21 protein-coding genes, 1 tRNA gene and 2 rRNA genes (1 of these 24 running past the window's edge) are annotated in these 24305 nt (G+C 64.9%); 11 read left to right on the forward strand and 13 right to left on the reverse strand.

Annotated elements, in window-relative coordinates:
- The 3 genes from ACN9MX_RS11915 to ACN9MX_RS11925 form a co-directional block, all read left to right on the forward strand.
- Nucleotides 1–2472: ribosomal RNA gene (locus ACN9MX_RS11915) — 23S ribosomal RNA — on the forward strand; it begins 329 nt to the left of the window's first position.
- Nucleotides 2473–2591: 119 nt separating this feature from the next.
- Nucleotides 2592–2706 (forward strand): 5S ribosomal RNA (gene rrf / locus ACN9MX_RS11920).
- Between the two features lie 63 nt (nt 2707–2769).
- Nucleotides 2770–2846, forward strand: a tRNA-Met gene (locus ACN9MX_RS11925).
- A 175-nt stretch (nt 2847–3021) separates the two neighbouring features.
- Here the strand turns inward: ACN9MX_RS11925 and pgeF are convergent.
- Nucleotides 3022–3783: a peptidoglycan editing factor PgeF gene (pgeF, locus tag ACN9MX_RS11930; RefSeq protein WP_363826681.1), complete on the reverse strand. Its 762-nt coding sequence runs from the start codon at nt 3781–3783 to the stop codon at nt 3022–3024.
- Between the two features lie 171 nt (nt 3784–3954).
- On the opposite strand from pgeF, the gene ACN9MX_RS11935 reads away from it, so the two are divergent.
- Nucleotides 3955–5571 (forward strand): amino acid permease, encoded by a 1617-nt coding sequence (locus tag ACN9MX_RS11935; RefSeq protein WP_363753501.1) that lies wholly within the window; start codon nt 3955–3957, stop codon nt 5569–5571.
- A gap of 35 nt (nt 5572–5606) precedes the next feature.
- Here ACN9MX_RS11935 and ACN9MX_RS11940 read toward each other — a convergent pair whose 3' ends face one another.
- Nucleotides 5607–6881, reverse strand: a complete 1275-nt coding sequence (locus ACN9MX_RS11940; RefSeq protein ID WP_363826685.1) for a multidrug effflux MFS transporter — start codon at nt 6879–6881, stop codon at nt 5607–5609.
- Nucleotides 6882–7066: 185 nt separating this feature from the next.
- On the opposite strand from ACN9MX_RS11940, the gene ACN9MX_RS11945 reads away from it, so the two are divergent.
- Nucleotides 7067–7363: an SEL1-like repeat protein gene (locus ACN9MX_RS11945; protein ID WP_133653309.1), complete on the forward strand. Its 297-nt coding sequence runs from the start codon at nt 7067–7069 to the stop codon at nt 7361–7363.
- 54 nt (nt 7364–7417) lie between these two features.
- On the opposite strand, the gene ACN9MX_RS11950 is transcribed toward ACN9MX_RS11945, so the two are convergent.
- The 5 genes from ACN9MX_RS11950 to ACN9MX_RS11970 are packed head-to-tail and all read right to left on the reverse strand — an operon-like array spanning nt 7418 to nt 10687.
- Nucleotides 7418–8563, reverse strand: a complete 1146-nt coding sequence (locus ACN9MX_RS11950; protein WP_363826688.1) for a GNAT family N-acetyltransferase — start codon at nt 8561–8563, stop codon at nt 7418–7420.
- Complete coding sequence (locus tag ACN9MX_RS11955) at nt 8556–9281, reverse strand: glycerophosphodiester phosphodiesterase family protein (RefSeq protein ID WP_363826690.1); 726 nt, start codon at nt 9279–9281, stop codon at nt 8556–8558. Before ACN9MX_RS11955 ends, ACN9MX_RS11950 begins: the two co-directional genes overlap by 8 nt.
- On the reverse strand, nt 9265–9726 hold the full coding sequence (locus tag ACN9MX_RS11960) for a RidA family protein (protein ID WP_363753493.1): 462 nt from the start codon (nt 9724–9726) through the stop codon (nt 9265–9267). Before ACN9MX_RS11960 ends, ACN9MX_RS11955 begins: the two co-directional genes overlap by 17 nt.
- Complete coding sequence (locus ACN9MX_RS11965; protein WP_363826693.1) at nt 9723–10394, reverse strand: HAD family hydrolase; 672 nt, start codon at nt 10392–10394, stop codon at nt 9723–9725. Before ACN9MX_RS11965 ends, ACN9MX_RS11960 begins: the two co-directional genes overlap by 4 nt.
- Nucleotides 10391–10687 (reverse strand): DUF3572 domain-containing protein, encoded by a 297-nt coding sequence (locus tag ACN9MX_RS11970; protein ID WP_363753488.1) that lies wholly within the window; start codon nt 10685–10687, stop codon nt 10391–10393. The genes ACN9MX_RS11965 and ACN9MX_RS11970 overlap by 4 nt, the downstream gene beginning before the upstream one ends.
- A gap of 77 nt (nt 10688–10764) precedes the next feature.
- Here ACN9MX_RS11970 and ACN9MX_RS11975 point away from each other — a divergent pair, with 77 nt between their 5' ends.
- Nucleotides 10765–11127, forward strand: a complete 363-nt coding sequence (locus ACN9MX_RS11975) for a response regulator (protein WP_363735706.1) — start codon at nt 10765–10767, stop codon at nt 11125–11127.
- 42 nt (nt 11128–11169) lie between these two features.
- Here the strand turns inward: ACN9MX_RS11975 and ACN9MX_RS11980 are convergent, their stop codons facing one another.
- From ACN9MX_RS11980 to ACN9MX_RS11995, 4 genes are read right to left on the reverse strand one after another with little or no spacing between them, the layout of a single operon-like run.
- The gene (locus ACN9MX_RS11980; protein WP_363826695.1) at nt 11170–11967 is read right to left on the reverse strand and encodes a 3'(2'),5'-bisphosphate nucleotidase CysQ; all 798 of its coding nucleotides are present in this window, start codon (nt 11965–11967) and stop codon (nt 11170–11172) included.
- The gene (locus ACN9MX_RS11985) at nt 11954–13300 is read right to left on the reverse strand and encodes a TldD/PmbA family protein (RefSeq protein ID WP_363826697.1); all 1347 of its coding nucleotides are present in this window, start codon (nt 13298–13300) and stop codon (nt 11954–11956) included. Before ACN9MX_RS11985 ends, ACN9MX_RS11980 begins: the two co-directional genes overlap by 14 nt.
- Nucleotides 13301–13348: 48 nt before the next feature.
- Complete coding sequence (gene nudC / locus ACN9MX_RS11990; RefSeq protein WP_363826700.1) at nt 13349–14284, reverse strand: NAD(+) diphosphatase; 936 nt, start codon at nt 14282–14284, stop codon at nt 13349–13351.
- Nucleotides 14271–15350 carry an A/G-specific adenine glycosylase gene (locus tag ACN9MX_RS11995; RefSeq protein ID WP_363826703.1) on the reverse strand — a complete coding sequence of 360 codons (1080 nt, stop codon included), beginning with the start codon at nt 15348–15350 and terminating at the stop codon, nt 14271–14273. The genes nudC and ACN9MX_RS11995 overlap by 14 nt, the downstream gene beginning before the upstream one ends.
- Before the next feature lie 26 nt (nt 15351–15376).
- On the opposite strand from ACN9MX_RS11995, the gene ACN9MX_RS12000 reads away from it, so the two are divergent.
- The 4 genes from ACN9MX_RS12000 (at nt 15377) to smc (ending at nt 20959) form a co-directional block, all read left to right on the forward strand.
- On the forward strand, nt 15377–15919 hold the full coding sequence (locus ACN9MX_RS12000; protein ID WP_363735711.1) for a DUF721 domain-containing protein: 543 nt from the start codon (nt 15377–15379) through the stop codon (nt 15917–15919).
- 63 nt (nt 15920–15982) lie between these two features.
- The gene (locus ACN9MX_RS12005) at nt 15983–16654 is read left to right on the forward strand and encodes a thioredoxin domain-containing protein (protein ID WP_363735712.1); all 672 of its coding nucleotides are present in this window, start codon (nt 15983–15985) and stop codon (nt 16652–16654) included.
- Nucleotides 16655–16700: 46 nt separating this feature from the next.
- A complete protein-coding gene (locus ACN9MX_RS12010; RefSeq protein ID WP_363735713.1) occupies nt 16701–17435 on the forward strand; it encodes a thioredoxin domain-containing protein in 735 nt (244 codons plus the stop codon).
- Nucleotides 17436–17515: 80 nt separating this feature from the next.
- On the forward strand, nt 17516–20959 hold the full coding sequence (gene smc / locus ACN9MX_RS12015) for a chromosome segregation protein SMC (RefSeq protein WP_363826706.1): 3444 nt from the start codon (nt 17516–17518) through the stop codon (nt 20957–20959).
- Nucleotides 20960–21074: 115 nt separating this feature from the next.
- On the opposite strand, the gene ACN9MX_RS12020 is transcribed toward smc, so the two are convergent.
- Both ACN9MX_RS12020 and ubiA read right to left on the reverse strand, forming a co-directional pair.
- Nucleotides 21075–22532, reverse strand: coding sequence for a phospholipase D-like domain-containing protein (locus tag ACN9MX_RS12020; RefSeq protein WP_363826708.1), 1458 nt, complete (start codon nt 22530–22532; stop codon nt 21075–21077).
- Nucleotides 22529–23434 carry a 4-hydroxybenzoate octaprenyltransferase gene (gene ubiA, locus ACN9MX_RS12025; RefSeq protein ID WP_363826711.1) on the reverse strand — a complete coding sequence of 302 codons (906 nt, stop codon included), beginning with the start codon at nt 23432–23434 and terminating at the stop codon, nt 22529–22531. Before ubiA ends, ACN9MX_RS12020 begins: the two co-directional genes overlap by 4 nt.
- Before the next feature lie 105 nt (nt 23435–23539).
- On the opposite strand from ubiA, the gene ACN9MX_RS12030 reads away from it, so the two are divergent.
- Entirely contained in the window at nt 23540–24286 is a 747-nt protein-coding gene (locus ACN9MX_RS12030; RefSeq protein WP_363826714.1) for a 16S rRNA (uracil(1498)-N(3))-methyltransferase, read from the forward strand.
- Nucleotides 24287–24305 lie beyond the last annotated feature (19 nt).

Raw genomic sequence — 24305 nt, forward strand, 5'->3', positions numbered from 1 at the left:
ATTAGCAGAACCTTCTGGAAAGTTGGGCCATAGCGGGTGACAGCCCCGTATGCGAAAATGAAGATGTCGGACTTGAGTAGGGCGGAGCACGTGAAACTCTGTCTGAACATGGGGGGACCACCCTCCAAGCCTAAATACTCGTACATGACCGATAGCGAACCAGTACCGTGAGGGAAAGGTGAAAAGCACCCCGATGAGGGGAGTGAAACAGTACCTGAAACCGGATGCCTACAAGCAGTGGGAGGGTCCTTGAGACCTGACCGCGTACCTCTTGCATAATGGGTCTGTGACTTAGTGTATCGAGCAAGCTTAAGCCGTTAGGTGTAGGCGCAGCGAAAGCGAGTCTGAACAGGGCGACCATGAGTTCGATGCATTAGACCCGAAACCCGGCGATCTAGGCATGACCAGGCTGAAGGTGCGGTAACACGCACTGGAGGGCCGAACCGTTTAATGTTGAAAAATTATCGGATGAGTTGTGTTTAGGGGTGAAAGGCCAATCAAGCCGGGAAATAGCTGGTTCTCCGCGAAATCTATTGAGGTAGAGCGTCGGATGATTGCCGTTGGGGGTAGAGCACTGGATGGTTGCGGGGGTCGCGAGATCTACCAATACTAACCAAACTCCGAATACCAACGAGTCTAGTCCGGCAGACAGACGGCGGGTGCTAAGGTCCGTCGTCAAAAGGGAAACAGCCCTAACCTACAGCTAAGGTCCCCAAGTCACGTCTAAGTGGGAAAGCATGTGGGATTTCCAAAACAACCAGGAGGTTGGCTTAGAAGCAGCCATCCTTTAAAGAAAGCGTAACAGCTCACTGGTCTAAATAAGAGATCCTGCGGCGAAGATGTAACGGGGCTCAAGACGTGCACCGAAGCTTAGGGTTCAGAACGTTTGTTCTGAGCGGTAGCGGAGCGTTCCGTAGGCCGTTGAAGCGATCTGGTAATGGGTCGTGGAGGTATCGGAAGTGCGAATGCAGACATGAGTAGCGATTAACAGTGTGAGATGCACTGTCGCCGAAATTCCAAGGGTTCCTGCTTAAAGCTAATCTGAGCAGGGTAAGCCGGCCCCTAAGACGAGCCCGAAGGGGGTAGTCGATGGGAACCACGTTAATATTCGTGGGCCTGGTGGTGTGTGACGGATGGCGTAACTTGTTCGGCCTTATTGGATTGGTCCGGGCAGGGAAGTTGTCCCAGGAAATAGCCCCACCGTATAGACCGTACCCTAAACCGACACAGGTGGAATGGTAGAGTATACCAAGGCGTTTGAGAGAAGTATCCTGAAGGAACTCGGCAAATTGCCTCCGTACCTTCGGAAGAAGGAGGCCCCACATGAAGGCAACTTTTTGTGGGGGGCACAGGCCAGGGGGTAGCGACTGTTTAGCAAAAACACAGGGCTCTGCTAAGTCGGCTTCAAGACGACGTATAGGGCCTGACGCCTGCCCGGTGCCTGAAGGTTAAGAGGAGGTGTGCAAGCACTGAATTGAAGCCCAGGTAAACGGCGGCCGTAACTATAACGGTCCTAAGGTAGCGAAATTCCTTGTCGGGTAAGTTCCGACCTGCACGAATGGCGTAACGACTTCCCCACTGTCTCCAGGATATGCTCAGCGAAATTGAATTCTCCGTGAAGATGCGGAGTACCCGCGGTTAGACGGAAAGACCCCGTGCACCTTTACTGCAGCTTCAGAGTGGCATTAGGAAAGAACTGTGTAGCATAGGTGGGAGGCTTTGAAGCGATGACGCCAGTTGTCGTGGAGCCATAGGTGAAATACCACCCTGTTGTTTTCTGATGTCTAACCTCGCACCGTTATCCGGTGCAGGGACCCTCTGTGGCGGGTAGTTTGACTGGGGCGGTCGCCTCCTAAAGAGTAACGGAGGCGCGCGATGGTGGGCTCAGGACGGTTGGAAACCGTCTGTTAGAGTGCAATGGCATAAGCCCGCCTGACTGCGAGACTGACAAGTCGAGCAGAGACGAAAGTCGGTCATAGTGATCCGGTGGTCCCTCGTGGAAGGGCCATCGCTCAACGGATAAAAGGTACGCCGGGGATAACAGGCTGATGATTCCCAAGAGCTCATATCGACGGAATCGTTTGGCACCTCGATGTCGGCTCATCACATCCTGGGGCTGGAGCAGGTCCCAAGGGTTTGGCTGTTCGCCAATTAAAGTGGTACGTGAGCTGGGTTCAGAACGTCGCGAGACAGTTTGGTCCCTATCTGCCGTGGGCGTCGAAATTTGAGAGGAGTTGACCCTAGTACGAGAGGACCGGGTTGAACATACCTCTGGTGTACCTGTCGTCCTGCCAAGGGCGCAGCAGGGTAGCTATGTATGGACGGGATAACCGCTGAAAGCATCTAAGCGGGAAGCCTCCCTCAAGATAAGATTTCTTCGAGCGGTCGTAGACCACGACCTTGATAGGCCGGATGTAGAAGTGTGGTAACATATGGAGCTAACCGGTCCTAATTGCTCTGATCGCGCCTGAGAGTCCCACCATCAATGACAACACTGGATATTCCAGCAAACGTCAGCAAATGTGGTGATCAAACAGCCAGATAATCTGCACGGAAAACATCGATTAAAAAACGAAGCGCAAGCTCTATTGCTTGGTGACCATAGCGTCTGTGACCCACCCGATCCCTTCCCGAACTCGGACGTGAAACCAGTCTGCGCCGATGGTACTGTGGCTCAAGCCCCGGAAGAGTAGGGCGTCGCCAGGCATTATAGCTCGCGCTTCAATTCCCATCCACAATATGTGCGGCCTCCGCAGCGATCTCTAGTGTCGCGGGATGGAGCAGCCCGGTAGCTCGTCAGGCTCATAACCTGAAGGTCGTAGGTTCAAATCCTACTCCCGCAACCAGAGGCCGCAATCTTCTTCGCAGTTGGATCGCCATTCCGGTCAAACCCTCGAAACCATTAATTTCGGTCGAGGTTGGACATGGCCCATTTTCATTGCTGCAAGCTATTCTCAAACCCATTCCATTGACGCTGGCTTGCCGCAGATAGCGTGTACGGCCGGCTACCTGCGTGCTTCTTCAAGCCCGTAACGCTATCATCGAAATCTGTCGGCCATAATCGGGTTCTCCGCGGTGGCATGCACGGCGATAGCTGTAAAAGCGTTCTGGCTGCCCATATGTATCCTCGTCCAGCAGCTCGACCTGGCCGACCCCCGCACCCGCCAGCCGGGCGGCGACATAGGCGGCGATGTCGAACTGACAATGCCCCTCGCGGCCAGCCGAGAAAAAGCGATCATTTTCCGTATCTGCTGCCACGAAGCGTTCGGCGAAATCCAGCGTCACCTCATAGGACGAACGGCCGATGCATGGCCCTATCGCGCATGTGATCCGGTCACGCGCTGCACCCAGCGCCTCCATCGCATCGATCGTCCGATCCGTGACACCGCCCAGGGCGCCCTTCCAGCCCGCATGCGCCGCACCAATGATCCCTGCCGAGGCATCGGCAAACAGCACGGGAACGCAATCGGCGGTGAGAATCCCCAATATCAGACCGGGTTGATCCGTCACCATCGCATCGGCCGACGGGCGTTCGTCAATGGCAAAGGGCGTGGTGACTGTGACCACATCGGGTGAGTGGACCTGGTGGACCGTTACCAGCGCACCCCCGGGCAGCAGGGCGTCGCGCGCAAGATCCCGGTTGTGCAGAACCGCGTCACGTTCGTCTTCCGAGCCAAGTCCGACATTCAGGCCAGCATGAACCCCGGTCGAAACGCCGCCGCGCCGCCCGGCGAAGCCATGCAGCGTATCGCTCAAACTCGCTGCCCGCAGCAATTCTACCACAATTCACTCCTTTGGGGTCGTCAGGGGGAGGGGGAGCGCTTTTGGACCATGTCCCGAATGCGCAACATACTTGCGCGCCGCAGATTAGGCGATAGTCTCCACTCCATCACAAAAGGAGAGCGGCCGCAACGGCCGTCTGGGCAAAAGACTTCAAAGATAAAGGGCTCCACAATGATTTTCGGGCGCATAAAGCCATTGGATGCCATATTGGCCACGGCCGAGAAGAAAGCTCTCGTCCGTACGCTGGGGCCGGTTCAACTGACGCTATTGGGTGTCGGCGCGGTCATCGGCACCGGTATTTTCGTTCTGACCGCCGCCGCCGCGCAAAAGGCCGGGCCAGGCATGATGTGGAGCTTCGTGATCGCGGGCGCTGTTTGTGCCTTCGCCGCGCTCTGCTATTCCGAAATCGCCTCAATGGTTCCCGTGTCGGGCTCGGCCTACACCTATACCTATGCCGTCGTCGGCGAATTGCTCGCCTGGATGGTGGGCTGGGCGCTCATCCTCGAATATGCGGTCGCCGCCAGCGCCGTTTCGGTGGGGTGGTCCGGCTATTTCATGGGGCTGCTCAAAAGCATCACGGGACTCGAATTGCCGCAGGCGCTCTCGGCGGGGCCGGTCTGGACGATGAATGGCCTGATCCCACATGCTGACTTCACCCACGGCGTGATCAACATTCCCGCCATCGTCGTCGCGCTGGCAGTCACGACCCTGCTGATAATCGGCACCACCGAAAGCGCGCGCGTCAATGCCGTGCTCGTCGCCATCAAGGTGTCCGCGCTTACCGCCTTCATCATTCTGACGCTTCCCGTGCTTGACACCGGCAATTTCTCGCCCTTCGCACCCAATGACTGGTTCGGTCCCGCGGGAACCAGCGGCATGGGCATAGTCGGCGCCGCAGCGTCCATCTTCTTCGCCTATGTTGGCTTCGACGCGGTGTCGACCGCGGCGGAGGAAACCAAGAACCCGCAGCGCAACGTGCCCATCGGCCTGATCGGCAGCCTTGCGATCTGTACCATCTTCTATCTGCTCGTGGCTGCCGGCGCGATCGGCGCAATCGGGGCGCAGCCTGTGCTCGGCCCGGATGGATCGGTCGTCGCGCCGGGATCGCAGGGCTTTGCCGCCACCTGCGCGATGGCGGCCCATGCCAAGGATCTGGTCTGCTCCAACGAAGCGCTCGCCCATGTGCTGCGCGAGATCAACTGGACGGTGGTCGGCAATGCCCTTGGCCTTGCGGCCAATCTGGCATTGCCCTCAGTCATTCTGATGATGATGTTCGGCCAGACCCGCATCTTCTTCGTGATGGCACGCGACGGTCTGCTGCCGGAAAAGCTCGCCAGCATCCATCCCCGGTTCAAGACGCCCCATATCGTCACCATGGTGACGGGCATCTTCGTCGCGATCGGCGCCGCGCTGCTGCCGGTGGGGCAGCTGGCCGACATCTCCAACTCCGGCACGCTGTTCGCCTTTTTCATGGTGTGTCTCGCCGTGCTGGTGTTGCGCGTGAAGGAACCGGGCCGCGCTCGCCCCTTCCGCACGCCTTTGGTGTGGGTGATCGCGCCGACTGCGGCATTTGGCTGCGTCTTCCTGTTCTTCAACCTGCCGGTCGACGCCCAGCTTGTCCTGCCGATCTGGGGCGGGATCGGCCTCGTGCTCTATTTCATCTATGGTTATCGCAAGAGCCATGTGGGGCGCGGCCTGGTTGAAACCCATGAGCAGGATAGCGGCATCCCGCCTCAACCCGTGCCGCCGCTGCCGGGCGCGCATACGCCTGGCGGCCGGGACGCCTGATCGATCAAAGGGGGCGGATCACACCGCCCCCTTTTTCAATGCATCGGCTCGAATTCCGGATCGCGCAGCCCGCCATGATGGGGGCGCGTGAACAATTTTCCCCGCTCCGCCCAAGCGACGATCAGGAAGGAGATAGAGCCGAACACCGCCAGTCCCAGGGTCAGCGGCAATGTCGTCCCGTTGAAGGCGCGGCCGATCAGGCTGCCCAGCGTGCTCGACACGGCGGTGGTCAGAAATGCCTGGAAGGAGGAAGCGACGCCGGCGCCTTTCGCGAAGGGCTCCATGGAGATCGCGCTGAAATTCGATGCGGTGAAGGCGATGGTCATCATCGTCGCTGACTGCAGGACCATGAAGCTGGTGATGGTTTCCAATCCGGACAGGATCACGGTCAGGTGCACGACATTGATGGACACCAGGCATAGCAGCGCTGTCTGGCTCAGCCGCCGCGCACCGAAGCGCGAGACAAGGCGGCTGTTGAGCAGACTGCCGATGCCCATGCTGCCGGCGATGGCCGCGAAGGCGAAGGGAAAAATCTTCTGCGCGGCGAATATGTCGAAGAATATCTGCTGCACCGACAGGATGAAGCCGATCAGGCCGCTCATCACGACGCCGCTCGCCAACATGTAGCCGATTGACGCCCGCGTGCGGACGATCGTGCCGACCGTGCGGAAAATGGAGCCTGCGCTCATCCGCAGGCGATTTTCCGGCAGCAGCGTTTCGGGCAGCCGCATCCCCATCCACAGCAGGATCAGCGTCGCCAGGATCGCTAGCGCCCAGAAAATCCAGCGCCAGGGCGCAATCCAGAGGATCGCCTGGCCGAAAGTGGGCGCCATGACCGGGATCAGCATGAACACGGCGAAGATCAGCGACATCACGCGGGCCATCGCATCCCCCCTGAACCGATCACGGACGATGCCGACGGTGATCACCCGGCTGGCCCCGGCGAAAAAGCCGGCGGAGGCCCGTCCGACGAGCATGGCGGCAAAGCTGTGCGCGCCCGCGCAGGCGATCGAGGAAAGGATGAACAGCGCCATCGCGCTGCCGAGTACCCGCTTTCGCCCAAAGCGGTCAGACAGCACGCCGAACAGCAGCGACCCAACACCCAGGCCCATGAAATAGACGCTGATGATCAATTGGCGGTCGTTGGGGTGGGGGACCGAAAGATCCCGACCGATATCGGGCAAGGCCGGCAGCATGGGATCGATCGACAGCGCGTTCATCGCCATCAGGCAGGCGCAGAGCATCACGAATTCGCGAAACGCGATGTCCTTCTTCGGTTGCACCCGGCTGATGTCGTGATGGTCTGTCATGCCGGTGGCTATGGGGACAATCCATTGACCGCGCCACCCTTTTCACGTCGCGGACGGACGCGGGATCGGTTCAACGGAGCCATCATCACATGGTATCCGACGCGTTAACCATTTTTTATCCGCTGCCGGTGCAGCCTGCTGCTCGTCAAGAACCACAAGTCGAAATCCATGAGGGGGATTCGGTTATGGCCAATGGACTGAAGAGTGCGCAGTTTCTGATGCAAAGCCGGTTTGCCGGAGCAGAAGGCCAAACTGCGGAGGCCTGTTTCGATCTGGGCGTCGCCTATAGCTGCGGCACGGGCGGCATGCCGGTGGATCTGATCGAGGCGCATAAATGGTTCAATCTCGCCGCGCTCAAGGGCAGCGAGGAAGGGCAGGCGATGCGCGCCGAAGTGGCCGAGGAAATGTCGGCGCGCGAAATCGCCGAAGCGCAGCGGCAGGCGAGGGCGCTGATTGCCGCGACACAATTGCGCGCGGCCTGAAATCGGGGACACAGCGGTCCGCCAGGCTCCTTGCAGCCAGGCTGACCTTTGTCGTCAGTCCGGCCGCGCCTCGCCCTTCCGAAAGGGTGTCCTTTCGGTCAGCCAGATCCGGTCGCGCTGCACGCCCTGCCGTTCCGCCACCAGGAATTCGGTAACGGCCCTGCGGAAGCTGGCATTGGGAATGAAATGCGCTGAAAATGTCGGCTCCGGGGTGTAGCCGCGCGCCAGCTTGTGGCCGCCCTGCGCGCCTGCCTCCACCCGTTTCAGTCCGCGGGCGATGGCGATGTCGATCGCCTGATAATAGCATAGTTCGAAATGCAGATTGGGCACGTCTTCCGAACAGCCCCAATAGCGACCGTAGAGCGTATCCGCGCCGATCAGGTTGAGCGCACCGGCGATGGGTCGCCCTTGTCGCAGCGCTAGCACCAGCAGTACCCGGTCGGCCATGCTCTCGCCCAGCATGGAGAAAAATGCCCGGGTCAGATAGGGGCGCCCCCATTTGCGTGCTCCCGTGTCCTGGTAAAAGGTCCAGAACATGTCCCAATGCGCCTCCGTCAGCGCCGCTCCGGTCAGGTGGAGGATATCCAGCCCCTCGACCGCCCTTTCCCTTTCCTTGCGGATATTCTTGCGCTTGGCACTCGACAGATCGGCCAGGAAGTCGGCGAAATCGCCATAGCCGCGATTGGTCCAGTGGAACTGGCTATCCTCCCGGATCAGCCAGCCCGCCGCCTCGAACAGCGGCACCTGTTCGGGCGCTATGAAGGTCGCATGGGCGGAGGACAGTTGATTCTGCTGCACCACCGCCTCGATCCCGGCGATCAGCGCCGGCGCGAGGGTCCCATCACGCAGCAGCAGCCGGGGGCCCGGTACCGGCGAAAAGGGAGCCGCGATCTGAATCTTCGGATAATATTGCCCGCCGGCCCTTTCCCAGGCATCGGCCCAGCCGTGGTCGAACACATATTCGCCCTGGCTATGGCTCTTGCCATAAAGCGGCGCGGCAGCGGCGATCCGCCCGTCCGGACCATCGATCACCAGCGGCAGCGGTTGCCAGCCGCTGTTTCCGCCGACGCTGCCCGATCGTTCGAGCGCGGTCAGGAAATCCCAGCTCATGAAGGGATTTGCGTCGCCCGCGCAGGCGTTCCACTCGTCGCGCGGCAATTCCGCAACGCCCTGCGCCAGCCGGGCCACGCATTCAGTCATGGGACCGCTCGAAGATGATCTGGTCCGCATGCAGCGCGGCGCGGGCACGCTCCTCCTCTCCGCGCACCGTCCATGTCAGCACGGGCAGGCTCCTTTGGCGGGCATCATGGGCAGAAGAGGAAGGCAGGTCGCGGATATCACAGGCGATAAAATCGGGTTTCGCCGCCCAAAGTGCAAGGGCCCGCCCGATTCTGCCGCGCCAACCGCGCCTGCCCTGGTCCGTGATCACCAGGCCCCGCGCGACCAGGGGCCGGCGGCGCCTGAACCAGCCAATGGCGAGGGGGTTGAATGACATGACCGCCGCCAATGTCTTCGGCCGTCGCGCCAGATCGTCGGCAACCGCCGCGCAGATCGGGCCGACATGGCGCCCGTCCACCTTGATCTCGATGAGCAGGGGAATTTCGGTTCCGCAGAGGTCGAGCAGCGCGCGGAGGCGGGGAACGCCGCCGCCGTCGGGCAGCATCAGGCGATCTATCGACCCGGCATCATGGTCCGACACCGCGCCACCTTCGCCCGTCATCCGTTCAAGGGACGCGTCGTGAAAGACGATGGCGACGCCGTCGCGGCTGAGGCGCACGTCGCATTCGATGCCGAAACCGCCGGCGATGGCGGCCGCGAAGGCCGCCATGCCGTTTTCGCTGATCCGACCGCCGTGCAGCCCGCGATGGGCAAAGGGGCGCTCGGTCAGGAAGGGATAGGCGTCAGGCCGGGCGGACAAGGACGATCGCGTCGATCTCGACCACCGCGCCCAGCGGCAGCACCGGCACGCCGACGGCGCTGCGGGCGTGTTTGCCCGCTTCGCCGAATATCTCGACCATCAGTTCGGATGCCCCATTGGCGACCTTGGGCTGGTCGGTGAATTCGGGCGTGCTGCTGATGAAGGCGCCCAGCTTCACGATCCGTTCGACCCGGTCCAGGCTGCCGAGCGCCGCCTTCATCTGGGCGATCAGGTTGAGCCCGCAGGCGCGCGCCGCCTTGACGCCATAGTCGAGGTCGCGGTCCTCGCCCAGCCGGCCCGTCATCAACTGGCCGTCGGACAGCGAGATCTGCCCGGAAATATGCAGCAGGCCGTTGGCTTCCACCGCTGCGACATAGGCGGCGACGGGTGCGGCGGCGGCGGGCAGGGCGATGCCCAATTCACTCAGCCGGGTTTCGATGCTCATGAGGATGCTCCCTGGGTGGACGGAATATTCTGATAGGACGGTGCTGCCGGCGCGGGCCCCTCGGCCAGCCGGGCGGCGATCCATGCTTCGGCGACGGCCCAGTCGTCAATTCGGGCATGGGCCATGGGCGCGACGGCGACGTTGGCGGCGATCTGCGGCTCCCCCACCATGTGCAGGCGCCAGACGCCGGGCGCATGGTCGGCGACCGAGGCATGATGCTCCGCCAGATCGTCGATGAACAGGGCGACGCTGGGTTCGCGCTCCGCAAGGATGGCGGCCAGCGGCTTCCCCTTGCCTCCCTGGTTCCAGCGCACCGGAAGATCAAGGCCATGCGCCGCGAGCTGTTCGACGCGCTGGAGGTGATGCCGCTCCGTGATGTTGGTCAGGACCACGATGTCCGCAATCCGGCCGAGCCGCCTTATGGCCTCCACCGCCCCGGCAATGGGCGTCTGGCGGTGCATCTGCGTCTCGAAAAAGCCCAGCAGCAGTTCCCAGACCAGCGCCCGCTCCACCGGCTGGCCGCTGTCCTTGTGCCGCAGCGCCTCGCTGAAGCCGCGGTCATGCATGTCGAAATGGATATCATGCTGCTCGTCCAGCCACTCGCGAAAGGGGACGACCATGTGCAGCAGCACCTCGTCGCAGTCGGTGATGATCAACGGCCGGGTCATGCGGCAAGATGCTCCTTTGCTGCTATCAGCGCCTCCGGGCTGCTGTCGATGCTCTCTGCGCAGGCGATGAGGTCGGGCTCATGGTCCGACAGGAAGCCCAGCACAGCGCCCAATATCGCAGGATCGGCCACGCCCGCCCTCAGCGTGTCGGCATCCAGCCCCGTCAGCGCCAGCAGCCGGTCGGCGCGCCGATCATCCGCCAGGGTCCAGGCCAGCGCCATCAGCGCCAGTACGGATGGCTCTCGCGTATCGCTTGGACTATGCTGCTTGCCATGGTTAATGTCGGGACGCATGATTGATCTCAACGAAGGGCGGGTTTAGGGGACGCGCTTCCATTATATTGGCGGATTTCTCCAAACGCGGGTGACTGGTGGCAAAGCGCGTGCTCGTTGTCGAGGACAACGAACTCAATCTCAAACTTTTTTGCGACCTGTTGCGCGCGCACGGGCATGAAGTGCTGCCGTTGCGGGACGGGCGCGACCTGTTGCCCCAGGCGCGGGAGTTCCATCCCGACCTCGTGATCACCGATATCCATCTGCCGCATGTCAGCGGCCTGGACCTCATCATCTCGCTGAAGCAGGACGCGCAATTGTCGTCGGTGCCGGTCATGGCGGTCACCGCCTATGCCGGCCATGGTGATGAGGAGCGGATCCGGGAAGCGGGGGCGCAGGCCTATGTGTCGAAGCCGATCTCGGTGCTGCGCTTTGTGGAGCAGGTGAACGCATTGCTCTGACGCGCGCAAGGGCGGATTGCGGATGGGGCCGATGCGCCGCCTCTATCCCCGCGTCAATATCTCCCGCGCCCGGGGCGCCAGGCGTTCCGCCGCGGCCGCGTGAATCCCCGGCGCCGCGCACAGCAAGCCGAAAGCAGTGGGTTGCGGCCGGTTGAAGGAAAAGGGATTGCCGAGCGCATCGGTGACGACAGCGCCGGACTCTTCCGCGATCAGCGCGGCAGCGGCCACGTCCCATTCATTGCCCCAACGCACCGTGGCGACCAGGTCGGCCTCGTCCGCCGCGACCATCGCCATGCGCAAAGCGATGCTGTTGGGCTTTTCGACGGTGACGAGATCGCGGTCATGGCGGGGAAGCTGGTCCGCCGGAACCCGCGAACCGGGCAGGACGGCGCGTGGCCCGGCGCGCAGGGACCGACCGTTCCGGGTCGCCCCTGCACCCGCCTGCGCGATCCACAATTCATTCCGGGCGGGCGCCGCGAGAATGCCGAAGCGCACGGCGCCATGTTCCACCAGCGCCACCGAAACCGCCCAGCCGGGCCGCCCGCGCAGATAGTCGCGCGTGCCGTCGATCGGATCGACTACCCACACGCGCGGCAGGTTCAGCCGATGCACGGTGTCGGCCGTCTCCTCCGACAGCCAACCCGCCGCGGGATCAATGGCGTAGAGCCGCTCGCGCAGCATGGCGTCCAGTTCGATGTCAGCCTCGCACACCGGATGGCCGGGCACCTTTTCCCACTGGCGCACGCGGGTTTCCCCGCCCGCCCAGAGCGTCAGGGCCCGGTCGGCCGCGTCCGAGACGGCGGCCACGGCATCGCGCAAGGGAATGTCAGCCGCCTGCAACGGTCATCCCGTCGATACGAATGGTCGGCACGTTCATGCCATAGCGGAAGGCAAGGTCATTGGCCGGCACCAGCGCCCGGAACATGTCCTTCAGATTGCTGGCGATGGTGATTTCCGACACCGCCTGCCCAACGGCGCCATTTTCGATCAGGAAGCCCGCTGCCCCCCGGCTGTAGTCGCCCGTAACGCCATTGACCCCCATGCCGATCAGTTCGGTGACATAAAGGCCGCGTTTCACGTCCGCCATCAGTTCGCCGGGCGACAGCTTGCCCGGCTCCATATGCACATTGGTGACCCCCGCGCCCGGCGCGCCGCTGCCGCCCCGGCTGGCATGGCCCGTCGGTTGCAGGCCCAGTTGCCGTGCCGAGGCGCTGTCCAGCAGCCAGCCGGTCAGCACGCCCTTGTCGATCAGCGCCCGCCGCTCGACGGCAAGTCCCTCGCCGTCAAAGGGGCGCGAGCGCAAGCCGCGCGGCCGCAGCGGGTCGTCGATGATCGTCACGCCCGAATCGAACAGCGCTTCGCCCAGCGATTCCAGCAGGAAGCTCGATCGCCGCGCAATGGCGGGGCCCACCATTCCGCCGATCAGATGCCCCATCAGGCTGGACCCGATCCGGGGATCGAAGATCACGGGCATCACGCCGCTGCCGGTCTTCACCGGATGGAGCCGCGCCACTGCGCGATGCCCGGCGCGGTTGCCGACCGCCTCCGCATCGTCCAGATCCTCGATATGGCGGACGCTGTGGCTGGCATGGTCGCGCTGCATGTCGGCGCCGGAGCCGGCCAGCACGCTTGCCCAGGTCGAATGGCTGGTCCCCGCATAGGCCCCTGCAAAGCCATGGCTGGTGGCGAGCGCCATCTGGCTCCGCCCGGTCGCCGCGCCGCCGCCCTCGCTATTGGTGACGCCGGGCACGGCGCGTGCCGCCTCCTCCGCGATCAGGGCGCGTTCCCTGAGGTCCGCCGGTTCGGGTTCGACCGGATCGGTCAGGTCCAGCGCCGGAAGTTTCTTCCTGAGCAGCCGGTCTTCCGGGGCGAGGCCGGCATAGGGATCTTCCGGCGCCTGTCCCGCCATGGCGATGCACCGGTCGACCAGCGTGGCCAGCGTCGCGGGATTCATGTCCGACGCTGAAATGCTGGCGGAGCGGCGCCCGATGAAGACGCGCAGGCCGATCTCCTCGCCCTCCGACCGTTCCACATCCTCCAGCGCGCCCAGCCGTACCGACACGTTGGTCGACGCGTTGCAGGCATAGATGGCGTCGGCCGCATCCGCGCCCGCCCGGCGCGCCGCAGTCACCAGATCCTGCGCGCGGGACTGGGCTTCTTCTAGGCTGAGCATGGGATCGATCGTTTCCTGTAAGGGGACATGCAGGGCGAAGGGGCGGCCTTACGCGCTTGGGCGACGGTCGGCAACCTGCCCTTCCGATCCCCTTTCATCCAGCCAATGGCGCAACAGATGCCAGGCAATGGCCATCGGCGGCGGGGCGAGAAAGGGCGCACCGTCCTCCCCGGCCATTGCGGCGCGGACGCCCGCCTCGTCGCACCAGAAGGCGTGTTCGATCTCATTTTCGTCGATCTTCAGAGCGTCGTCATCGGCCTGCGCCATGCAGGCGACCATCAGGGAAGAGGGGAAGGGCCAGGGCTGGCTGGCGACATAGCGCACGGAGCGGGTGACCACGCCCGCTTCCTCCCGGATTTCGCGAACCACGGCTTCCTCCAGCGTCTCGCCCGGCTCCACGAAGCCGGCCAGTGCGGAATAGCGCCCCGCAGGCCAGCCATGCTGCCGTCCGAGCAGCACGCGCCCGCGATGTTCGGCCAGCATGATGACCACCGGATCGACGCGGGGGAAATGTTCCGCCCGGCAGGATTCGCATTGCCGTGCCCAGCCCGCCTTGGCAGGCGCCGTGCGCTGTCCGCAGACCGAGCAGAAACGATGCCGCGCATGCCAGGCCAGCAGGCTGCGCGCGGCACCGTAGAGGGCGACCTCATGCCCCGGCACCTCATCCGCCAAGGCCCGGCTGCGCGGCGTGGCGAACAGGGTGTCCGGCGCATCTGCCAGCAGTTCGGCGAAGATCGGCTGTTGCCGCTCATCCACGCCGAGCAGCGCATGATGTTCGATCAGGCCGTCGGCGGGCAGCGGTTCCATCACCAGATGGCCATCCACCACCACCGGTTCCAATCCGTCCAGTACGACGCGGCGCGCCTGCGCAGATGCAAAGGCTTCCGCCAGCAGGACAGGGTTGCTGCGGACATGGTCGACCCGGTCCAGTCGTCCGCCGCCAAAGGCGATGAGCCGCGATCCGGGGGCGTCAGAGCCGTGCATCTTTCCCTTTCTCCTTCATCGCCGTCTGGGCCGCCTGGGCCGCGCGGGCGAACAGCGTCGGCAGGCCCGCCTTCGCGATCCGGGCCACTGGCCACCATTCGCCCTCTCCAGGCGGCGTCACATCCTGCCCCACATGGGCATGATGCACCGTCAATGCGAGGGAGAAATGCGTAAAAACATGCGCGACTGGTTCCGCCACCTGGCGCCAGGCACCGGCGACCGGCGGCGTCGGATCGGGCGCGTCGTTCCATTCGGAGGAGGGCAGCGCGCGCATGCCGCCCAGCATTCCCTTTTCGGGCCGCCGCACCAGCCAGACATGCCCGTCGGGCCGTTCGATCCACCAGCCATGACCGCGGCGGTGCGGCTTGGCCTTCTTCGCCGCCTTGACCGGGAAAGCGGCAGGGTCTGCGGTACGGAAAGCCGCGCAATTCTCCCGCAACGGGCAAATGCCGCAGGCGGGATTGCGCGCCGTGCAGATAGTCGCGCCCAGATCCATCATCGCCTGCGCGAAATCCCCGGCGCGCAGGTCCGGCGTGATCGCGTCGGTCGCCGCGCGAATCCCGGGGCGTGCCGCCGGCAAAGGCGTCGATATGGCGAAGAGGCGCGAAACCACGCGTTCGACATTGGCGTCGACCACCACGGCCCGCCGCCCGAAGGCGATGGCGGCCACCGCCGCCGCCGTATAGGCGCCGACGCCCGGCAGGGCGCGGAGCCCCTCCTCCGTGTCGGGAAACATGCCGTCATGTTCGTCCGCGACCGCCCGTGCGCAGGCCAGCAGGTTGCGGGCGCGGGCATAATAGCCCAGCCCTGCCCAGGCGGCCATGACCTCGGCATCCTGTTCCGCCGCCAGCGCCGCGACATCGGGCCAGCGTTCGGTGAACCTGGCGAAATAGGGCGCGACCGCCGCGACAGTGGTCTGCTGCAACATCACCTCCGACAGCCAGACCCGATAGGGATTGGCGGCATTGGCCCCCGGCGGCGCGCGCCAGGGCAGGCGCCGCGCATGGACGTCATAATGGGCGAGCAGATCGGATGCTATTTTCTGGATGTTGCCCTCGACGCGCATGGCGCCCCTATGCCATTAAGAGAGCCATGACGGAACGCCCCCCGACACCCAAAATGAAAAGCCGCAAGTCGGATGCGGAAGACCGGCCGCGCGTCGGCGCGCCCCGCCGGATCGCCGACCTGATGCCCGCCATCGGCGCCGCCGCCTTCCGCAAGTTCGGCTTCGTGCAATCGAGCATCGTCACCCGCTGGGCGGAGATCGTGGGCCCGCATTATGCGACGATCAGCGAACCCGAATCGATCCGCTTTCCGGCGGGTAAGAAGGCGGGCGGCACATTGCAGCTCACCGTCATGAGCGGCCATGCGCCCATGATCCAGCACGTGCTGCCCGACATCATGGAGCGGGTGAACCGCTTCTTCGGCTATGCCGCCGTCGCCAAGATCGCGATGAAGCAAGGCATGGTGCAGCCCAGGGAACCGGAACGCCGCCCCCCGCCGGCCAATCTCAAGCCCATTCCGGTCGAGCTGGGGGATTCCCTGCGCGACATTGGCGACCCCGAATTGCGCGCCGTGCTGGAATCCCTGGCGCAGGGGCTTGCCAACAGCAGCGGTTTGCCCAAGATCAGTTGATCGGAAAGTTACTCCATCACCACCTTCAGCCGCGACAGGGGCGGCGCATCACTGGACCATCGCATGATGAAATTCCGCCTGGCCTTCCTCGCCCTGCTCGCCATCCCGGCAAGCGCATCTCTGTCCGCATGGGCCGCTCCCGCCGCCAACTGGCTGACCCGGATAGCCTTGTCCCCCATGGGTGGCCATGTGCTCGGCAATCCCGCCGCACCGACCAAGCTGGTCGAATATGTGAGCTACACCTGCTCCCACTGCGCGCATTTCGTGGGCGAAGCCAGCGAACCGCTGCGCGCCAATTATGTGAAGGGCGGCACACTCAGCGTCGAGGTGCGCAATGCGGTGCGCGACAAATATGACCTGGCCGCCGCGCTGCTCGCCCGCTGCGGCGGGCCGAAGCAATTCTTCGGCAATCATGAGGCGCTGTTCGCCAATCAGGAAGCCTGGATGGAGAAGATCCAGTCCTATGAGACGGACGCCGCCAAGCCGACGGATCAGAAGGCGGCCCTGCGCGACATCGGGCAGAAGACCGGCCTCTACGCGCTGATGGGCAAGCGCGGATTCAAGCCCGCGCAGCTTGACGCATGCATCAACGATCCCGCGTCGATGAAGCAGGTGCTCGCCATGACCGACGAAGCCTGGAACAAGCTGCAGATCGGCGGGACGCCCGCGTTCACGCTGAACGGCACGCTGGTCCACGGATCGGACTGGACGCGGTTGCAGGCTGCATTGCCCTGATCTAAACCACTGCACGACAACGCCCGACAACGGAGCCAAGAACAACGTGAAAGCCCTTTCCGGACTTGCCCTGATCGCCCTTAGCCTCACCGTCGCCGCCTGCGGCAAGAAGGATGAGGGCAGCGTCACCTCCGCCGAACCGATCGCCGCGGTCGCCGCGCCTGCCGGCACGAAATGGTCGGAAACCATCGCCGCCAGCCCCGACGGCTATTTCGTCATGGGCAATCCCAATGCGAAGGTGAAGCTGGTCGAATATGGTTCCTACACCTGCTCGCACTGCCGCGACTTCGCCGCCGAATCGTCCGAGGAGATCAGGCAGATCGTCGACAGCGGGAAGATGAGCTTCGAATTCCGCAATTATGTGCGCGACCCGATCGACATTTCGACGGCGCTGCTGGCCCGTTGCGGTGGCAAGGACATTTTCTATCCGCTCTCCGAACAGTTTTTCGCCAATCAGAGCGCGATGTTCGAAAAGGCGCAGGCGCTGGGCGATGAAAAATACAAGGCGCTGATGAGCGCGCCCCCGGCGCAGCGCTTCGGCCAACTGGCCTCCGCCGTCGGCCTGGTCGATTTCGCCAAGCAGCGCGGCATATCCGAAGATCAGGCGAAGCAGTGCCTGGCCGACACGGCTGCGGCCGAAAAACTGGCCAAGACGGTCGAGACCGCCAATCAGCAATATAAGATCGAAGGCACGCCGACCTTCATCCTGAACGGCGTGATGGTGGAAAATACCGCCGCCTGGCCGGCGCTGCGCACGAAGCTCAAGGAAGCGGGGATCTGATTGGACCAGGGGGGGCTGACATCGTCGGGCCGGCTTTCCGCCGATGGCGGCGCCGCCCGGCCCTGCCCTGACGTCGCGCAATGCAGATAAAGCGCCTCAAGCTCTCCGGCTTCAAGAGCTTCGTCGATCCGACCGAATTGCGCATCGAACCGGGCCTGACCGGCATTGTCGGGCCCAATGGCTGCGGCAAGTCCAACCTGCTGGAGGCGATCCGCTGGGTCATGGGCGAATCCAGCGCCAAGTCGATGCGCGGCGGCGGCATGGAGGATGTGATCTTCGCGGGCACCTCCACCCGTCCGCAGCGTGATTTCGCGGAAGTCTCGCTGCTCACCGTCCAGGAACAGGGCGAACTGTTCAACGCGGTGGAAGTGGCCGCCGACGGCGAACTGGAAGTGACCCGCCGGATCGAGCGGGGCGCCGGCAGTGCTTACCGCGCCAATGGCCGCGACGTCCGGGCCAAGGACGTGTCGCTGATCTTCGCGGATGCCGCCACGGGTCCGCACAGTCCCGCGCTGGTCAGCCAGGGCCGCATCGCCGCCGTCATCGCGGCCCGCCCCCAGGAGCGCCGCGCCATGCTGGAGGAAGCGGCGGGCATTTCCGGCCTGCACGTCCGCCGCAAGGATGCGGAGCAGAAGCTGCGGGCCGCCGAAGCCAATTTGATGCGGCTGGACGAAATCCTTTCCGACATGGACGCCCGCGCCAGCAGCCTGCGACGCCAGGCGAAGGCGGCGGAGCGCTATATCCGCCTCTCCGAACAGATCCGCATCGCCGAGGGACGCACGATCTTCGCCCGCTGGCGCGAGGCCGCCGCCAGCGCAGACGCCGCCCGTGCCGAGGCCAAACAGGCCGAAAGCGCCGTCGCCGCCGCGCAGGAGGCGCAGCAGGCCGCCGCCGTCCACGCCCATGCTGCCGTGGAGGCGCTTGCGCAGAAACGCGCCGCCGCCCAGGTCGCGCGCGATGCGGCGAGCGAAGCGGGACACAGGCTCGCCGCCCTGCGCACCGAACGGGACGGCGTGGTACGGCGCCTCCATGACCTTGCCCAGCAGGCCGCCCGGCTGGAGGAGGACCGCGAACGCGAAGGCACGCTCGCCAATGACGCGGCGGAGGCGATTGCCCGCCTCACCGATGAACTGGCGGCGCTCAAGGCGCGCATCACCGAGACCGAGGCGATGCGTCCCGATTTCGCCGGCCGGATCGCCCGTGCCGAGGACGCCGCCCGCGACGCCGAACTCGATCTGGCCAAGGCCATGGCGAAGCAGGCGGGCGAGCAGGCCGAACTGCGCGTGGCTGACGCTGCGCTTGCCGCCGCGCGCGCTCGCCTGGACCGGGCGTCCCGTGAAACGCAACGCCTTGAATCGGAAGTCGCGGCCTTGCCCGACGCCGCGCCGCTGGAAGAAAAGCGGGCCGAAGCGATCGCCGCTCAGCAGCAGGCCAGCGCCGACCGCGATGCCGCCGAAGCCGCAATCCGCTCCGCCGAAGCCGACCGCGCCGAAGCAGCGGAGGCGCGTGCCGGCGCCGAGGCCGCCTTGTCCTCCGCCCGCGCGGCCCTCGCCGCGCTCGACAGCGAAGCCGCCGCGCTCCAGCGGGCCGTGGACAGCGGCACCGGCAGCCGCAGCCGCGCGCTGGATCGGCTCAAGGCCGCCCCCGGCTATGAACGCGCGCTCGCCGCTGCGCTGGGCGACGATCTGGAAGCGCCCATCGCTGCCGAGGGCAAACGCCGTTGGGCAGGCGCGACGCCGCTCGACAGCGATCCAGGCCTGCCCGCAGGGTGCACGGCGCTCTCCGTCCATGTCACGGCGCCGGCCGAACTGGAGCGCCGTCTCGCCCAGGTCGCGGTCGCGGACAGTGACGAAGGCCAGGCGCTCGCGGTTGGCCAGCGCCTCGTCACCAGGGATGGCCAGCTTCGCCGCTGGGACGGCTATGTCGCCGTGGAAGGCGGAGCCGCCGCCGCCGAACGGCTGATCCGCCTCAACCGTCTCGAGGCCCTTGCCGCCGCCCGGCCCGCCGTCGAAGCCGATGTCGATGCTGCCCGCGCGGCGCAGGATGGAGCATTGGCGCGTGAAGGCGAGGCTGGCCGGACGCTGGCGTCCGGCCGCACCCAGCTTGCGAATGCGGATCAGCGCCTGCGTACCGCCCTGCGCGCCGCCGATGAGGCCGCCACCGCGCTCGAACGGCTGAGCGGCCGGCGCGAAGCGATGGAGGAGCGGTTGAACGAAGCCCGCGCCGACCTGCTCGGCGCGCAGGGCGAGCATGACAAGGCGCAGGCCAGCCGGGCCGCCATGCCCGATGGCGGGGAAACCCGCGCGCAGGTCGCCACGCTGCAACAGGCGAGCGAAAAGGCCCGGATCGCGGTCAGCCAGCTTCAGGCCGATCAGGCGCTGGCGGACCGCGCGCTGGCCAGCGACCGGGAGCGCATGGCCGCCGCCGATGCGGAGGCCAAGAGCTGGCGTGCCCGCGCCGGTGAAGCGGCCAAGCGCATCGCGGCGATGGTCGAACGCGGCGAGGCCATAACGAAGGAACGCGCCGAAATCGCCGGCCAGCCTGACAGTCTGGCGGCGACCATCGCCGCACTCAGCGAGCAGGGCGACACGCTGATGCAAGCGGCGGAGGCCGCGCGGCGCGAGGAAAGCGAAGCCGAAGCCGCGCTGCGCATGGCCGAACAGCGCGCGTCGCAGGCTGGCGAAACGCTCGCCAATGCCCGCGAAGCCCGCGCCACCGCCACCGCCCGCGCCGAGGCGGCGGATGAGAAGCGTGTCGAAACCAACCGCCTTTCCGGCGAGCGATTCGAATGCCCGCCGCCCGTCCTGCCCGAAAAACTGGGCTTCGCCAGCGCAGAGGTCCGCATCGCCCAGAGCGAACAGGGCGAGCATGACCGGCTCGTCACGGAGCGTGAGCGGATCGGCCCGGTCAACCTGGTCGCGGCGCAGGAACTGGAGGAACTGGAAGCCACCCAGGCCAGCAGCCGCGCCGAAAGCGAGGAACTGACCCAGGCGATCAACCGGCTGCGCGGCTCGATCGGCAGCCTGAACCGGGAGGGGCGCCAGCGCCTGCTCGCCGCGTTCGAGGCGGTGGACGGCCATTTCCGCCGTCTTTTCACGACGCTGTTCAATGGGGGCCAGGCGCATCTGGAATTGATCGACAGCGACGATCCGCTTGAGGCAGGGCTGGAAATCATGGCCCAGCCGCCGGGCAAGAAGCTGGCCGCCCTGACCCTGCTCTCCGGCGGTGAACAGGCGTTGACGGCCGTCGCCCTGATCTTCGGATTGTTCCTGACCAACCCCGCGCCGATCTGCGTGCTGGACGAGGTCGACGCGCCGCTGGATGACGCCAATGTCGAGCGCTTCTGCGACCTGCTTGACGCGATGGTGGCGCAGACCGACACGCGATACCTGATCGTCAGCCATAATGCGGTAACCATGGCCCGCATGCACCGGCTGTTCGGCGTGACCATGGTGGAACGCGGGGTGAGCCGCCTCGTGTCGGTCAACCTCGGCAGTGCGGAAGCGCTGCTCGCGGCGGAATGACTGTGTTTCGGGCCCGGAACGGATTTCGATCTGATTGAATCAGATCGCCGCTCTGGTTTCCTTGTTTTCCGCGATTTCTTAACCAGCGATCGGTTCCGATCGCTTGGAAATCGCTCTAATCCCGCTCCATCCACCCGCGCATCCGCCGGAACAATCCGCGCTCCGCCACGGGTTCCATCATCTCTCCCGGACCTTCCGGATCGAGTATCTCATTGTCCGCCAGCCATGCCTGCACGTCGTTCAGGTCAGGCGTCACATAGTGTCTCAGCGTTCGCCCCGGCTTGTCGCGCAGCTGCTCGACGGCGGCTACCAGCCCGCGCTCGGCGATCACCGCCGCCACACGCGCGACGGGCAGGTCGAGATGCTCGGCGATGAGATCGTCGCGAATCGCCCGTATCACATCCTCCCGCCCTGCATTGGCGGGCAGCGCGGCATCGATCGTCACGTCGCATTCGGTGTCCAGCCGCATGGACCGGTTGTTCATGTTGGACGATCCGACCCGCAGAACCCGGTCATCGACGATCAAGATCTTGGCATGCACATAGATCGGCTCCCCCCGCGCGGTAAACGGATGGTAGAGCCGTAACCGGCCGTGGCGGTCCCGCGCCTTCAGCGCCTCGAACAGCCGGGCGCGGCCCGTGTCCATGGCCTGCTGTTCCAGCCAGCCGTCGGCCTGTTCCGGATTGATGATGACGATCTGCGGCCCGTCCTCCTCGGCCAGCCGGGCTGCGATCGCCTCGGCAATGCGGCGGGAGGCGAAATATTGGCTCTCCGCATAGATATAGCGCTTCGCCGACGCGATCTGGTTCACATAAAGCCGCTCGATCTCGATCAGCGGTTCCTGGTCCTCCATCTCCGGCGCGGAGCGGGATATGGCGACATCCACATCCTCGAACTGCACCGGCAATGCATCGGGCCAGCAATCCTGCTGACCCTCCACCGGTAGCAGTTCCTCCCCGCCTGCATCCTTCCACCGCGCCCGCGCATGCTGGCCCAGCGCCGCCGCGACGGGCCCCTGCAGGGCCGTCGTCGCATCGTGCCAGGGGCCATAGGGCGACCCGTCCGGATGCCGCCGCCCCGGTTCCTCATCGCGGTGATGCCGGGTGTCCCAGCGATCGCCGGTCATGTCGATGCCACCGCAAAAGGCAAAGCAATCGTCGATCACCACGATCTTCTGATGGTGGGACGCGGCGGTCGGATGATGGCTGTCCAGCTTCACCGTGATGCGTGAATTGGCCATCCAGCGGACGGTCGTGAACAGGTTTGACGGCCGCACCATGGACTTCATCGCGCCCACGTCCCAGCGCAGCAGGAAGATTTCCAGCTCCGGCGTCCGTTCCACCAGCCAGCTTATGAAATCCCCGATCACCGTTGGCGCGCCGTCGCCCGCCTCATCTTCGCGGATCAGCGTGATGGCGGCGTCAAAATCCCAGCCGATCAGCATGATCCGCTTCTTCGCCTTCATCATCGCGGCGCGGGCATGCCGGAAATAGGCGTCCGCATCGACGATCATGCTGGCCTTCAGCGCCCGCTCGATCCGCCAGCAATCCTCCCTCTCGCGCGGACCGTTCATGCGCTGCCCACCACCAGGCAGCCCAGGAACATCAGCAGTCCCGCAAAGCGATTGGAACGGAATTTGGCCAGGGGATCGATGCCGTCCTCCTTCAGCGTCGCCACCTGCCAGCCCAGATGCACCGCCATGGGCAGCAACGCCGCCAGCGCCAGGCCCTGCGGCCTTGCCTGCCAGATGGCGCTGGCCCAAAGGCCCAGCGCCATCGCATAGCAGAACGCCACGCCGCTGCGCACATGCCTGCCCATGGACAGGGCGCTCGATCCGATGCCGATCAGGGCGTCATCCTCCCGATCCTGCAACGCATAGATGGTGTCATAGCCGACCACCCAGAAGATGCATCCTCCATAGAGCAGCAATCCCGTCAAATTGAGGCTTCCCGCCGCTTCGCTCCACCCGACCAGCGCCGCCCAGGAAAAGACCAGCCCCAGCCATATTTGCGGCCAGCCGGTGATCCGCTTCATGAACGGATAGGCCGCGACCAGCGCCAGCGAGCCCAGGGCCACGACCTGGGCGTAGAGATGGAGCTGGAGCAGCACCACCAGTCCGACCAGGCAGAGGGACAGCAACCATATCCATGCGGTCTTGAGGGATATCGCCCCGCTCGCCAGCGGGCGGGATGCCGTGCGCGCTACCTGCCGGTCGAGGTCGCGGTCGACAATGTCGTTGAACACGCACCCCGCCCCGCGCATGGCGATGCTGCCCAGCAGCAGCCAGAGGATCAGCGGCCACTGCGCCCGCGTACCCCCCGCCAGCGCAACGGCCCAGGCGCCAGGCCAGAACAGCAGCCACCAGCCGATCGGCCGATCAAATCGCGCCAGCAGGGCCAGGGCACGGGGGATATTCGGCAAGCGCGCGACCAGCCCGCGCGCCTCGCTATCGGGAACTATCGTCTGTTGGGCCATGATAGGTTTTTGGGACTCCGTTCGGGCCGAGCTTGTCGAAACCCTCCACTTCCCTAAAGAGAAGCATGCCCCTTCGACAAGCTCAGGGCGAACGGAAGAGACAAAATGACCGCGACCCCCGCCTGGCCGCCGCAAAGCGCGCCGCGCCTCCACGTCGAAACGCAGCTGGGCGAGGGTGTGGCCGTGCCTGTCGACGGCAACCCGGCCCATTATCTGATCAGCGTCATGCGGGTGAAACCGGACGACATCGTCCTGCTGTTCGACGGCAGGTCGGGCGAATGGGCGGCCAGGGCGCGCGACATCCGCAAGCGCGACCTGGTGCTGGAGGTGGTCAGCCAGACCAGACCGCCGGAGGATGTCCCCGATTTCTGGCTCTGCTGCGCGCCGATCAGGAAGGGGCGCATCGACCTGGTCGCCGAAAAGGCCTGCGAACTGGGGGTGGCCCGCCTGCAGCCCGTGCTCACCCGGCGCGCCGTGGTGGACCGGCTCAATTTCGATCGCCTGCATGCCCATCTGGTCGAAGCGGCAGAGCAATGCGGCCGCACGGCCCTTCCCGAACTTGAGCCTATGGTGAAGCTCGACGCGTTGTTGCGGGATTGGCCGGAGGACCGCTGGCTTTTCTTTGCCGATGAGACCGGCGGGGAGGTGCTGGCCGCCACGCTCAGGGCGCATCCGGGCGCCGCCGCTTTCCTGATCGGTCCTGAAGGCGGCTTCGACCCCGCCGAGCGCGAAGCGATCCGCGCCCATCCCCGATCGGTCGCCGTCTCGCTCGGCCCCCGGATTCTGCGCGCGGAAACCGCCGCCATCGCTGCGACCACGGCCTGGATGACGATGAACGGAGACTGGGTTTAGCTTCCTGGCGCGTCATGCT

This window comes from Sphingobium sp. R-21, assembly GCF_049913335.1.
Classification (GTDB): domain Bacteria; phylum Pseudomonadota; class Alphaproteobacteria; order Sphingomonadales; family Sphingomonadaceae; genus Sphingobium.